At 61.5% G+C, this 12,748-nt stretch carries 15 protein-coding genes; 11 read left to right on the top strand and 4 right to left on the bottom strand.

Features of this window, described 5'->3' with window-relative positions:
* Positions 1-104 precede the first annotated feature (104 nt).
* Positions 105-689, top strand: coding sequence for a YqgE/AlgH family protein (locus tag Q1A63_RS15425; RefSeq protein ID WP_298974008.1), 585 nt, complete (start codon positions 105-107; stop codon positions 687-689).
* 28 nt (positions 690-717) lie between these two features.
* Here the strand turns inward: Q1A63_RS15425 and Q1A63_RS15420 are convergent, their stop codons facing one another.
* The gene (locus Q1A63_RS15420; RefSeq protein ID WP_298974006.1) at positions 718-1,674 is read right to left on the bottom strand and encodes an L-threonylcarbamoyladenylate synthase; all 957 of its coding nucleotides are present in this window, start codon (positions 1,672-1,674) and stop codon (positions 718-720) included.
* Positions 1,675-1,800: 126 nt separating this feature from the next.
* On the opposite strand from Q1A63_RS15420, the gene Q1A63_RS15415 reads away from it, so the two are divergent.
* The 5 genes from Q1A63_RS15415 to Q1A63_RS15395 all read left to right on the top strand — a co-directional run bounded on the left by Q1A63_RS15415 (position 1,801) and on the right by Q1A63_RS15395 (position 5,963).
* Positions 1,801-3,516: an acyl-CoA dehydrogenase gene (locus Q1A63_RS15415; protein WP_298974003.1), complete on the top strand. Its 1,716-nt coding sequence runs from the start codon at positions 1,801-1,803 to the stop codon at positions 3,514-3,516.
* Entirely contained in the window at positions 3,516-4,562 is a 1,047-nt protein-coding gene (locus tag Q1A63_RS15410) for an MBL fold metallo-hydrolase (RefSeq protein ID WP_299632205.1), read from the top strand. The genes Q1A63_RS15415 and Q1A63_RS15410 overlap by 1 nt, the downstream gene beginning before the upstream one ends.
* Positions 4,563-4,565: 3 nt before the next feature.
* Complete coding sequence (locus Q1A63_RS15405) at positions 4,566-5,027, top strand: DUF6173 family protein (RefSeq protein ID WP_298973998.1); 462 nt, start codon at positions 4,566-4,568, stop codon at positions 5,025-5,027.
* A 180-nt stretch (positions 5,028-5,207) separates the two neighbouring features.
* Complete coding sequence (locus Q1A63_RS15400; RefSeq protein WP_298973995.1) at positions 5,208-5,342, top strand: aa3-type cytochrome c oxidase subunit IV; 135 nt, start codon at positions 5,208-5,210, stop codon at positions 5,340-5,342.
* A gap of 21 nt (positions 5,343-5,363) precedes the next feature.
* Positions 5,364-5,963 (top strand): hypothetical protein, encoded by a 600-nt coding sequence (locus Q1A63_RS15395; protein WP_298973993.1) that lies wholly within the window; start codon positions 5,364-5,366, stop codon positions 5,961-5,963.
* A 9-nt stretch (positions 5,964-5,972) separates the two neighbouring features.
* Here the strand turns inward: Q1A63_RS15395 and Q1A63_RS15390 are convergent, their stop codons facing one another.
* Together Q1A63_RS15390 and Q1A63_RS15385 are read right to left on the bottom strand one after the other, a co-directional pair.
* The gene (locus tag Q1A63_RS15390; protein ID WP_298973990.1) at positions 5,973-6,299 is read right to left on the bottom strand and encodes an AzlD domain-containing protein; all 327 of its coding nucleotides are present in this window, start codon (positions 6,297-6,299) and stop codon (positions 5,973-5,975) included.
* Positions 6,296-7,027 (bottom strand): AzlC family ABC transporter permease, encoded by a 732-nt coding sequence (locus tag Q1A63_RS15385; RefSeq protein ID WP_298973987.1) that lies wholly within the window; start codon positions 7,025-7,027, stop codon positions 6,296-6,298. Before Q1A63_RS15385 ends, Q1A63_RS15390 begins: the two co-directional genes overlap by 4 nt.
* Before the next feature lie 47 nt (positions 7,028-7,074).
* Between Q1A63_RS15385 and Q1A63_RS15380 the strand changes: the two genes are divergently transcribed.
* The 5 genes from Q1A63_RS15380 to Q1A63_RS15360 all read left to right on the top strand — a co-directional run bounded on the left by Q1A63_RS15380 (position 7,075) and on the right by Q1A63_RS15360 (position 11,692).
* Complete coding sequence (locus Q1A63_RS15380; RefSeq protein WP_298973984.1) at positions 7,075-7,962, top strand: formate dehydrogenase accessory sulfurtransferase FdhD; 888 nt, start codon at positions 7,075-7,077, stop codon at positions 7,960-7,962.
* Positions 7,959-8,567 (top strand): molybdenum cofactor guanylyltransferase MobA, encoded by a 609-nt coding sequence (gene mobA / locus Q1A63_RS15375; RefSeq protein ID WP_298973982.1) that lies wholly within the window; start codon positions 7,959-7,961, stop codon positions 8,565-8,567. The genes Q1A63_RS15380 and mobA overlap by 4 nt, the downstream gene beginning before the upstream one ends.
* Positions 8,564-9,055 (top strand): molybdopterin-guanine dinucleotide biosynthesis protein B, encoded by a 492-nt coding sequence (mobB, locus tag Q1A63_RS15370; protein ID WP_298973980.1) that lies wholly within the window; start codon positions 8,564-8,566, stop codon positions 9,053-9,055. The genes mobA and mobB overlap by 4 nt, the downstream gene beginning before the upstream one ends.
* On the top strand, positions 9,052-11,124 hold the full coding sequence (gene glp / locus Q1A63_RS15365) for a gephyrin-like molybdotransferase Glp (RefSeq protein ID WP_298973978.1): 2,073 nt from the start codon (positions 9,052-9,054) through the stop codon (positions 11,122-11,124). Before mobB ends, glp begins: the two co-directional genes overlap by 4 nt.
* A 64-nt stretch (positions 11,125-11,188) precedes the next feature.
* Complete coding sequence (locus tag Q1A63_RS15360) at positions 11,189-11,692, top strand: aggregation factor core (protein ID WP_298973977.1); 504 nt, start codon at positions 11,189-11,191, stop codon at positions 11,690-11,692.
* Positions 11,693-11,697: 5 nt separating this feature from the next.
* Here the strand turns inward: Q1A63_RS15360 and Q1A63_RS15355 are convergent, their stop codons facing one another.
* On the bottom strand, positions 11,698-12,738 hold the full coding sequence (locus Q1A63_RS15355; protein WP_298973975.1) for a hypothetical protein: 1,041 nt from the start codon (positions 12,736-12,738) through the stop codon (positions 11,698-11,700).
* Positions 12,739-12,748: the final 10 nt, after the last annotated feature.

Raw genomic sequence — 12,748 nt, 5'->3', positions numbered from 1 at the left:
TTCAGAGCCATTGAAATGCCAAGTCACGATCCGGTTAGCCATGTTTCGCCAAGCGGGCATGCAACCCTCTTGCACCAGCCGGGTGAGCAGGCCATTCTGATCCCATGGCGTCTGCTGTTTCTCAGTCTGAAAAGCTCGATCTGACCGGTTCACTTCTGGTGGCGATGCCGTCCATGGGCGATATCCACTTTGAACGTGCGGTGATCCTGCTCTGCGCCTATTCCGACAAGGGCGCGATGGGGCTGATCCTGAACAAGCAAAGCGCCGATGTCCGGATGAGCGATGTGCTTGACCAGTTGGAGATTCAACCGACCCAGAAGGCAGCGGCCATGCCGGTGCATTTTGGCGGACCGGTGGAGACCGGGCGTGGGTTTGTGCTGCATTCGGACGACTACGAATCCAGTCTGCATACCCTGTCTGTGCCCGGCGGGTACGGTATGACGGCGACGCTGGATATTCTCGAAGAGATTGCGCGTGACAGCGGGCCGGAACGGGCGTTGATGATGCTGGGCTATGCTGGCTGGGGGCCGGGCCAGTTGGAAAACGAGATTGCGCGTAATGGGTGGCTGACGGCGGATGCCACGAAAAAGCTGGTGTTTGGCACGCCTGCCGATCGTAAGTGGTCAGATACAATCAAAAGTCTGGGCATCGATCCCTTGGGCCTCTCCGCAACTGCCGGGCACGCTTGAGCTCAAAACCAGAGCCATGCAGCGACCGCTATGGGCGCGGCGCGGCGGCGCGGGCCAACCTGTCATTGATCGCGCGACCCAGACCATGGGTTGGGATCGGGGAAACAGCGATGGGGCGTTGCAACCTGTCCAACTGATGCAGGCAGTCAAAGAGGTTTGCCGCTGCTTCATGCAAATCGCCAGTCTCTGAAAGGTTGAGATCGCAGGTCATCGGCCCAAACCCCAATAGTACCTCGCCCGCTCTGGCGGTCTGGGCGTTCATCCTCAGAGTCGCAGCAGGCGCGTAATGCGAGACCAATTGACCGGGTGCAGTGACCTGCTCGTTCTCTGCTGGAGAAGCCATCGTGTGGAGCGGCCCGCCGAGTGCGGCTTCGATGGCCTCAGACGGCAGCCCACCCGCTCGCAACAGAACCGGATCGGGATCCAACCCGATGATCGTGCTTTCTACACCAACCGAGCAGGGCCCGTCATCGACGATGGCCGCGACCCGCCCCCCCAGACCCTGCAATACGTGGTCTGCAGAGGTCGGGCTGATCCTGCCTGATGGATTTGCAGAAGGCGCGGCAACCGGCCCGCCGAAAGCTTCCAACAACGCCTTGGCCGAGGCTTGGGCAGGCACGCGCACGGCAAGTGTCGGCAGACCAGCGGTTACCAGTGAGGACAGGCTATGATCCGGCAGCAGCGGCAGGACCAGCGTCAGCGGCCCGGGCCAAAATGCCTGCGCCAGAATATCTGCGGTTTCCGGCCACGCGACATAGCGCCGCGCGGTTGCCACATCAGGAACATGCACGATGAGCGGGTTGAAACTGGGGCGTTCCTTGGCGGCGTAGATGGCGGCAACGGCACCCCCGTCACGGGCATCTGCGCCAAGGCCATAGACGGTTTCGGTTGGAAAGGCGACAAGTGCACCTTTTGTCAAAAGTGCGGCCGCAGTTGCAATGCCGCTTGCGTCGGCTTGCAGGATCAAAGGTGAGGTCTCAGTCATCACGCTCCGTGACGCCGCGTTTTGGTTGCCGGGCGGGGCGATGCGGCACATGTTCAATGGCGTAGACCCTTATAGGGTGGTGTCTTGCTTGCCAAGACAGCCGCACCGCCAACCGGAGACCGACCGATGCCTTACCATGCGCCCGTGGATGACTATGCTTTCTTGTTTGACCATGTGGTAGGCTACGCCGGGTTGCGCGCAACAGATCGATTTGCTGAGGCGACCGATGATGTGACGCGGGCGATCCTGACGGAGGCGGGCAAGCTGACCGAAGAGGTGCTGGCGCCATTGCAACGCGCCGGTGATCTGCACCCTGCGCGATTGGAAAACGGCGTTGTGCGCACCTCGCCCGGGTTTGCAGAAGGTTGGGCCGCGATTGCCGAAGGCGGCTGGGTCGGGATGGCCGCAGATCCGGAATACGGCGGGATGGGCCTGCCGATGACCCTAACATCAGCGGTGAACGAAATGATGAGCAGCGCGTGTTTGTCGCTGCAACTGGCCCCTTTGATGAGCCAGGGCCAGATTGAAGCGCTGGAGCATCACGCGAGCGATGCCATCAAGGCGCTTTATCTGCCGAAGCTGACAGCGGGCGACTGGACGGGCACCATGAACCTGACGGAGCCACAGGCGGGCTCCGATGTCGGCGCGCTGTCAACCAAAGCTGAAAACAACGGCAATGGGACGTTTGCGGTCACCGGACAGAAGATTTACATCAGCTGGGGCGATCATGATGTGGCCGAAAACGTCTGTCATCTTGTCCTGGCCCGCATCCCCGGCGCGCCTGCAGGGACCAAGGGCATCAGCCTGTTCCTCGTGCCGAAATTCATCCCGAACGCCGATGGTACCCTGGGCGCGCGCAATGGTGTGAATGTGGTCAGCCTGGAGCACAAGCTGGGCCTGCACGGATCCCCAACCGCAGTTATGCAGTTTGATGCGGCCACTGGATGGCTGGTCGGGTCGGAAGAGGGCGGCATGGCAGCGATGTTCACGATGATGAACAACGCCCGTCTGGGTGTCGGCGGTCAGGGGATTGGTGTTGCCGAGGCGGCCTATCAGCACGCGCTGGCCTATGCGCTGGAGCGCAAGCAGGGGCGCAGCACTTTGGAGGCAGGCACCGGCACGATCATGGATCATGCAGATGTGCGGCGCATGCTTATGACCATGAAAGCCGATATTTTTGCCGCACGGGCCATCGCGCTGAGCTGTGCGATGGCGATCGACATGGAACACGCAACCTCCGATACCGATTGGCGCGCCCGTGCCGCGTTTCTGACGCCGATTGCCAAGGCCTTTGGCACCGATACCGGCATTGCCGTTGCCGAAATGGGTGTGCAAGTGCACGGCGGCATGGGGTTCATCGAAGAGACCGGGGCGGCTCAGTTCAGCCGAGACGTGCGAGTCACCGCGATTTACGAGGGGACAAACGGGGTTCAGGCCATGGATCTTGTTGCCCGCAAGATGATGGATGGGGGCGATGCTGCCGCCCGACTGCTGGACGAGATCGAGTCCTGCGCCGAAGAAGCCCGGGCGGCGCTGCCCGATCTGGCAGAACCGGTTTGGCAAGCCACGGAAACTCTGCGAGAAGTAACCGAATGGATGGCGGCGCAGCAGGACATGACCACCCGTTTTGCCGGTGCGGTGCCTTACCTGCGGGCTTTTGCACGGGTGATGGGCGGGTATCTGCACCTCAAGGCGGCGCTGGCGGATCAGGGGGGCAAACGCGAAGCATTGGCGCGGTTCTACATTAAACGACTGTTGCCTGAGCACGCAGGGCTGCTGGCGCAGGCGCAGGCAGGTGCGGAAGACCTCTATGCGCTCAGCGCAGATGATTTGGCGGCCTGATGAAAGATCAACCGCCAGAGGGATTGCGCTACCCTTGGGAAGACCCCCCGTCGGAAGGCGCGGCGATTGAGGTCGCAACGGGCGTCTTGTGGATGCGTCTGCCGCTGCCGATGAAGCTCGACCATGTGAATGTCTATGCGCTGGATGACGGCGATAGCTGGACGGTTATCGACAGCGGCTTTGCGTCCAACCGCAGCAAGGCGATCTGGCAGCAGCTGATGGCCGGACCGTTGCAGGGCAAACCCATTGGCCGGGTTGTCGTGACGCATCACCACCCCGATCACATCGGTCTGGCTGGGTGGCTGCAGTCGGAGCATGGTGCGGAGCTGATCACTACGCGGACGGCGTGGCTGATGGCGCGGATGCTGACCTTGGATGAACAAGCCGTGCCCTCTGCGGAAAACCTGGCCTTCTATCGGTCGGCGGGCATGGATGCCGAGATCTACGCGCAACGGGCACAAGAGCGGCCTTTTAACTTTTCGGACGTTGTCACGCAGCTGCCGCTTGGGTTTACCCGCATCAAGCAGGGGGACACTCTCAAGATGGGTGGCCGTCTGTGGGATGTTCACATTGGCAACGGCCACGCACCAGAACACGCAACCTTCTGGAGCCGGGACGACAATCTGGTGCTGGCCGGGGATCAGATATTGCCATCGATCAGCCCCAACATCGGCGTCTATGCGACCGAACCGATGGCCGACCCGATTGCGGAGTGGCTGGAGGCCTGCGGGCGGCTGTCGACGTTGGCGCGACCCGATCACCTGGTGCTGGGGGGGCACAAGTTACCCTTTACCGGACTGCCGATGCGGATGCGGCAGTTGATTGATAACCATCACGGAGCGCTGAAACGGTTGCTGGCCTATCTGGACACGCCGAAATCGGCCGCGGAATGCTTTGCACCGCTTTTCAAGCGCACGATTGGGCCGGGGGAATACGGGTTGGCGCTGGTGGAGGCTGTGGCTCATTTGAGCCATCTGTATCAGGATGGGCTTGCCATGCGGTCCAGACGCGAAGATGGTGCTTGGGTCTACCAACGCAAAGGATGAACCATGGGCGAAAACATCGCAACCGCAGCCGAAGCCATCGAAGCGGACGCCTTGCCGCGGGTCCACGAGGTGCATTGCGACCCCGATACGCCGGCCCCCAAAGCCACAGATTTGCCGGATGCTATAAAATCGAAACCCGCGGCACAAAAATCACCGGCGCAATGGGCCTATGAACGCATCATCCTCTATCTCAAGCATTTCGAAGAGCAGCTGGACAATTCGCATGAGGTTGCGATGGGGTTCACCGGCGGCGATGTCGGCGTTCTGCGGATCGAGGGTATGGGGTATTTCGATCCCGATATCGTAACGTTTTACGGCTCGGACGGGGCGGGTGGCAAAACGCAGCTGATCCAGCATGTGAGCCAGTTGAACGTGATGCTGCGGGCCTTGCCCAAGCCGGAAGAGAAGGCCGAAGCGCGCCGGATTGGGTTTCGGCTGGCGCAGGACATCGAAGACAGCGCCTGAAACATCTGTTGAGCGGAGCGGCTGCGCCGCACGACATGCCCACGCGCTCTGCCTTTGGCAGAGACGCGCGGATGTTGGCGCTGTGATCTGTGATTTCACCGCAGAAGGTTCGGGGATGGGTGACATCGGTGGACGAATCCAGTAGGGCTGACGGCAACACCACTAAAAAGGGCTGCGGCAATGGCAGATCACAAACACGGTGAGATGAACGTCACCACTCAAGAAAAGACATTTGACGGGTTCATGCGTTGGACCACCCGGATCGTGATTGCGATCATTGTGATTATTGTTTGGATGGCGATTTTCATCACCTGAACCCGTGTTTTTGGGAGCCGCATGATGCGCGCATTAATGATGCTGGCGGTTTTCGCGGCTTTGACGGGTTGCGCGATTACATCGCCTTTTGAAGCCTCGCAGGAAAAGATTGCCGCAAGCGCCTATGTCGATGAGGGTCCGCCCAAGTTGACCGTTTTTACCATGGTCAACAACCGGTCCGGGTCGGGTGGTCACACGGCCTTGATGGTGTCCGGATCACAGCGTGTCATCTTTGATCCGGCGGGATCCTTCTATCACGCGGATGTGCCGGAGCGTGGTGATGTGCTTTATGGCATCTCACCGGGCTGGGTGCAGGCCTATAAAAGCGCCCACGCGCGCAGCACCTACCATGTGGTCAGTCAGGAATTTGTGGTGACCCCGGAACAGGCGGAGCGTGCTTTGCAACTGGTGCGCAGCAATGGCGGCGTGCCGGGGGCGTTCTGTACCAGTGCGACGTCGTCAATTCTGCAACAGGTGCCCGGTTTTGAAGACGTCGACAGCACATTCTTTCCGATCCGGTTGATGGAACAGCTTGAACAACGCTCTGGTGTCGTGACGGACAGGTATTACGAGAATGACGAGGGTGAAGTGCGTGACGGGATTGTCGCGGCACAGGGCTAGGCTGTGCCATCAGCCTAAAAGGTACAGCAGGCCAAAGAGCGTGGCAGCGCCCGAAAATACCGCAGTCAACACGCTTTTTGTCAGCAACCCGACCACCAGGGTCACTGTTGCTGCGGACATGCGCGGCAGGTCAGCGGCGCCATCTGTGGCGGCTGGCCAGACGACCTGCGGGGCAACCAGCGCGGGCAGCATTGCCACCGCCGTGTAACGTAAATGACGCAGCAGCCAAGGCGGCATCGGGCGGTCCCCCACGATCCCGAGGAAGGCAAATCGCAGCGCATAGCTGCCGATCCCGAGGCCAATAATCACGGTCCAGAGTTCGGGTTTGTCGATCATGCATTGGCCTTTCTGCGCTCAAGCACGAGTTCGGTCTGCGCACCGGCCATCATGCCCAATGTGCCCGCGATGATGAGCCCCAGCGAATAGGGTACCCAGGCGGTCAGCAGGCTGGTGATGATGGCGACCACCGCCGCGATCACATGCGCCGGTGTCCGCAGCATCGGCGCAACCAGCGCCAGAAAAGTGATCGGCAGCGCAAAATCCAAGGCCCAGGTGTCCGGCACCTGTGTGCCGACCAAGGCGCCGAACAGGGTGCTGATGTACCATGTGGGCACGATGGGGCTGAGAACGCCGGAAAAATAGGCCATGCGCTGCGGCACGGTCATTTGCGGCTCTTTCTCGAATTGTACGACCGAACAGGCGTAGGACTGATCCACGGTGAAATAGGCCGCAATCGCGCGTTGCCAGAGCGGGGCAGCACCGATCCACGGGGTCAGCGAGGCGGAATACATCGCCACCCGCAGGTTCACCGCCAGGGCGGATGCCAGAACGATGGCGGTTGGGGCGTTTTCCTGCATCAGCTGCAAGGCGGTGAACTGTGCCGCACCGGCAAAGACAACGGCGGAAAACATCAGTGTTTCCAACACATCCAATCCGGCTTCTGTTGCCAGAACGCCAAACAACATCGCAAAAGGCGCGACGACCAGCAGGAAGGGTGCGCCATCTGCAGCGCCTTTCCAAAAGGCCCCGGCCCTGGTGCGTTTTTTCGGTGTGGTGGAGGGCATAAGATGCTTCTACAGTTGCCCCAACCGGTACCCCAACCGAAAAGAGGATGCAATTGGCCAAACTGGATACCACCAGCGAGTATCTGATCGCCCCCGATCCGCGCGCGCCTAGGCTGACGCGGACGGTGGCGGGGTTCGACCATGAGGGCACGCGCATTCAGACGAATGTGGTGGAAGAGCGACCGTTGACGATTTTCCTGAACGGGCAGGAGATTGTGACAGCCATGACGATTGGCGACTATCCCGACTACCTGGCCTTGGGATTTTTGCGCAATCAGGGGATGTTGCGCGCCTCCGATGAGATCACCGGCGTGGACTATGACGAGGAGTTGGAAACCGTCGTTGTCCGCACCGCGCGCAAGACCGACTACGAGGAAAAAATGCGCAAGAAAACCCGGACCAGCGGCTGCGCTGTGGGTACGGTATTCGGAGACATGATGGCCGGGCTGGAAGGGGTCAGCCTGCCGCCCTCACCGGTGAAAACCTCATGGCTCTATGCGCTGAGTGCCAAGATAAACCGCACACCGTCACTCTATCTCGAAGCGGGGGCGATCCATGGTACGGTTCTGTGTCATGAGGATAAGCCGTTGGTTTATATGGAAGATGTCGGCCGCCATAACGCGGTGGACAAGATCGCCGGGTGGATGCTGGCCGAAGGCGTTCCCGCAGCGGATAAGCTCCTCTACACGACGGGCCGCCTGACGTCGGAGATGGTGATCAAGACCGCGATGATGGGCATTCCGGTGCTTGCATCACGCTCCGGGTTCACCGCCTGGGGCGTTGAGATCGCGCAACAGGTCGGGCTGACCCTGATTGGTCGCATGAAGGGGCAACGGTTTTTGTGCCTGTCCGGAGAAGACCGCCTGCTCCGTGACACGGACCCCTCGACAGTGCCGCAAGAACCCCGGCACGCAGGCCGGAAAGGCGCGGAATGAAACAGCCATTGGGTGTGATCCTCGCGGGTGGGCAGGCCACGCGGATGGGCGGTGGCGACAAGGGGCTTTTGCACCTCAAGGGGCAGACGCTGCTCGCCCGCGTGATCGATCGCCTTGCCCCGCAGGTTGCGGGTTTGGCCCTGAACGCCAATGGTGATCCCGCGCGCTTCGCAGGCTTTGGCCTGCCGGTTATGGCCGATAGCATCGAGGGTTTTGCCGGCCCGCTTGCCGGTGTGCTGGCTGGGCTCGACTGGGCGGCAGCGCGCGGCGCGGATACAATTGTCACGGCAGCGGCGGACACACCTTTTTTCCCGGGCGATCTGGTGCCGCAGCTTTTGCTGGCGGCTGACGGGATGCGCCATCCCCTTGCGCTTGCGGCCACGCCTGACCCTGATCGTGGTCGTGTCCGACACCCGACGTTTGGCCTCTGGCCGGTGGCCCTGCGGGAGGACCTGCGGGCCGCCTTGCAGGACGGGTTGCGCAAAGTGGTGATCTGGACAGACAAACACAAGGCGGGCGAGGCTCTCTTTCCCGTCTCCGGCTTTGATCCGTTTTTCAATGTAAATACACCCGAGGACCTGGCCAGAGCGGAGACGCTGATATGAAGCTCTATGGGATCGTGGGGTGGAAAAACGCGGGCAAAACCGGGCTGATGGAGCGGTTGGTGAGTGAGATTTGCAGCCGTGGCTATTCCGTCTCAACCGTCAAGCACGCGCATCACGTGTTCGATGTGGATCAGCCCGGCAAGGACAGCTATCGGCACCGGCAAGCGGGTGCGACGGAGGTGCTTTTGGCGTCGGCCAAGCGATTTGCCCTGATGCATGAGCTGCGCGAGGCCTCGGAGCCGACGTTGGAGGATTTGCTCTCCAGGCTGTCACCGGTCGATCTGGTGCTGATCGAGGGGTACAAACGCGACACACATCACAAGATCGAGGCGCACCGTGCGGAGACGGGAAACCCGTTGATCGCGACCGAGGACAGCACCATCCGTGCCGTCGCCAGCGATACGGATCTGACACTCGACCGACCCGTGTTTGACTTGAATGATACTGCGCGGATCGCAGATTTCATCCTTGCTGAGGTCGGTTTGTGAGCGGCTTTGACACAATCGTCATGGTCGATTGGTCGGGCGGCAATGACACAGGCAAATCCCCGCGACAGGATGCGATCTGGGCCTGTGTCGCCCGGTTGGGGCGGGCGGAAGACCCGGTTTACCTGCGCAACCGCACCGAGGCAGAAACCTGGCTTGCGGTGCTTTTTGAGGCCGAACGGCGGGCAGGTCGCCGCGTCCTCGCCGGGTTCGATTTTCCCTTTGGTTATCCCACAGGTTTCGCCAGGGCGCTGACCGGAAGCGATGACCCTTTCGCCGTCTGGGATTGGCTGGAGACCCGCGTTGAGGACAGCCCGCAAGCCAATAACCGGTTTGATCTTGCGGCATCCATCAACCTGCAATTTGGCGGACAGGGGCCGTTTTGGTTCAACGGTCTCAAACGGGATATCGCCGGACTGCCCCGGCGCAAGGACCTGTATGAAAACCCCTTTCCGGAGAAGCGGGTCGCCGAAACAGCGGCAAAGGGGTCATTTTCCTGCTGGCAATTGGGCGGCACGGGCGCGGTCGGTTCGCAGGTCTTGATGGGGTTGCCCGTCCTGTCACGGCTGAGAAAACGCTTTGACGCGGCGATCTGGCCGTTCGAACCTCTGGACCGGGAAATTGCCTTTGTCGAAATCTGGCCGTCCCTGACGCTTGGCGCAGGCCCCGAAGGTGAGATCAAGGATGCCTGGCAAGTGCGCGAGGTGGCGCGCATGGTCTCCAACCTCGATGTAGAAACGCTGCACCGCATTCTGAAGGTCGACGCGCCGGAAGAAGGCTGGATTTTCGGGTTGGGTCATGAGGCGCAGCTAAAGCACGCCGCGTTGCAGCCACCGAAACTGACCAACGACTGTTTTGCCCTGCCACCCGGCGTGCATTGGACGCCGGTGCGTGAGACCCTTGATATGTTGGAAGCGCGCCTGGCTCCAGTCACCCCGGTAGAGGTTGTTCCTGTCTCGGACGCGACAGGCCGTGTGCTCGCCGAGGATGTGGTCGCGCGGCGATCCAACCCACCACTGCCCAATACTGCCGTGGATGGATACGGATTTGCGGGTGGCAAACCGGCCGGAGTGCACCAGATGCCCCTGGCAGCGGGGCGCGCTGCCGCAGGCGATGTGCCAGGTGCGGTCCCTGACGGCCACGCGGTGCGCATTCTGACCGGGGCCTCCCTGCCTGTAGGCGTGGATACAGTGGTGCTGCAGGAAGACGTGACCGTCAGTGACACGACTATTGCCTTTCGCGGACCGATCAACGCGGGCGCCAACACCCGACGGGCGGGGGAAGACGTCGTCGAGGGCGCCATCGCGCTCAAAAAAGGCACCCGCATTGGCCCGGCAGAGGCCGCAGTGCTGGCGGCCATCGGAACTGTGGCCGTGTCGGTTTACGGCATCTTGCGGGTCGCTGTTCTGTCAACAGGGGCTGAGCTGGTGGAGGCGGGAGACGTGGCGGCGCCGGGGCAGATATTTGATGCCAACCGGCCCATGCTGCTGGAACTGATCCGCGCGCTTGGTCATGCGCCGGTCGATATGGGACGGGTTACAGATGACCGGGACCTGCTGGCTGGAAGCCTCTCCAAGGCTGCGGCTCAGGCCGATCTGATCCTCACCAGCGGCGGCGCCTCGGCGGGGGATGAAGACCACGTCTCAGCGCTGCTGAAAGAGGCTGGTGCAATGACGCTGTGGCGCATCGCGGTGAAACCCGGCCGACCCCTGGCCCTGGGCATGTGGGCGCAGACCCCGGTTTTCGGGCTCCCGGGCAATCCGGTTGCCGCGATGACCTGCGCGCTGGTCTTCGCAGCCCCCGCGATGGCACGGCTGGCCGGGCAGAGCTGGCGAGAGCCGCAGGGGTTCGATGTGCCCGCCGCGTTCTCCAAGCGCAAGAAAGCGGGCCGTACCGAATACCTGCGCGCCCGGATCAGAAACGGGCAGGCGGAGGTCTTTGCTTCCGAAGGATCGGGCCGGATCAGCGGTTTGTCCTGGGCGGATGGCTTCGTGGAACTTCCCGAAGCGGCAGCGGAAATCGAGGTCGGAACGCTGGTCAGGTATATTCCTTTCGGCAGCTTCGGTTTGTAGGCCACTTTCCAATCCTCTGTTGCGCCCTAAGATTACTCGTTGACGACAAATGATGGTGGACCGCATGTATAGAACGACTTTTTTGACAACAGCGCTTGCAGCGCTCCTCGCAACCGGCGCTCAGGCGGAATGCATGCAGGGGCTCACGGTGAAATTCACAGAAAGCGCGCCCCGGGATCGGTTTGAAATCATCCATACCGCGACGGGCGTTTTTCTGACCGGGCTGCGGATCGATTTGAGCAGTTCGGCGGGTGGCCTGGTTTTTGATACCGCCGCAGGCGGCAATGGCGTCGAAGTCTTCCAGCCCTTTGTACCGGAGGGCGAGATGCAGCATGTCGATGTGGCGGATGGCGCAGAGCAGTTGGAGGTTCAACTGAACGAGATGTCCACCGGGCAGCGTGCTGGTTTCACCATCGATGTGGACGACCAGCGCGCGCAATCCGATCTTGGTCAGATCCGGGTGACCGGCGCGGAAATCTCAGGCGCAAGCGTGGTTTTCAATCTCGCCGACGGCACCGTGCTCAACGCGACGTTTGATCAGGAGAACCGCGCGAAGGTTTGCACCTAAAGCGCTTAGTCGAATGTTCCTGCGACGCGTCCCAACAGCATGAAGGCCCGCGCCGTGCGGGTTTCTGCCAGTGCCGAGATCTCGCCGTCTGTAGCACTGTGCTCGAATTCGGCGAATGTCTTATCAAAGCGGCGCAGGAAGTGATGCGCGGCATCGCGAAAGATCGGATCCTGCTTCATACGCCCGGCGGTTAGCGCCAATGAGGACCGATCCCTGACACCGCCCAGGGCCGCGATGGGTCGACCGCGCGCACCCTGACCGAACTGGCGCCAGATCTCCGGCCTGGCGCGATCCGGTTGCAGATCATCCATGTAGATGCCGTCCTGGCTCAGCAGCGTCAGCACATCTTGCGCCGCCTGAATAAGCTGCGCGGCGGAGCGATCTTTCAGCGCGCGGCGCAGGGACGCAAACCCCGCTTCGTCCTCCGCCGTTTCGGGAAAATTCAACGCGCGGATGAAATCTTCTGTTGCTAGGGGCGGTGCGATATCCGCCGCCTGCGTGCCCAATGCGAGCGCGGGCTGGTCGTCACGCGGGGCGTCGTTCACGGGCGCAGGTGCGGGGGCCGCTGCGCGATCTTGTTCGCGACGTGATGTGAAGGTGGCCAGAACGGTTTCGGTCTTGCGGGTCGCGGCGGCAATTTCATCCAGTTTGCGTGCGACCGTCGCCGGTTCCGGTCCCATGACACCGCTTTGACTTTGCGCGATATAGGTCTGGCGGATCGCGTCGATGGCCGCCTGCAGACGCTGGCTTTCCTCGCGCATCACCCGGCTGGACCGCGCTGCGGTCGCCGCGACCCAGATCATCGCAACCGGCATGAAAACGGCCAGCATCGTCATCAGGAATTTAAGCCCGCCGCCGCTTTCATCCGCATCATTTGGCACGACCAAAAAGAAAATAACGGAGGCCAGCAACCAGATGGCTGAGAGCGCCAGAGCGACAACCTCGATGCTGGTGATGCCTTCGGATTGGGGGCGGTCGTAGATGCCCAGAGGGGTCGGGCGGGCCGCCGCCTCCGGCATGTCAGATTGTTCAGTCGTGTCAGCCATGTCTGCAGGT

Origin of the sequence: uncultured Roseobacter sp. (assembly GCF_947499265.1) — a bacterium.
Taxonomy (GTDB): Bacteria; Pseudomonadota; Alphaproteobacteria; order Rhodobacterales; family Rhodobacteraceae; genus Roseobacter.
This window is presented reverse-complemented; position numbering and strand designations above follow the sequence as displayed.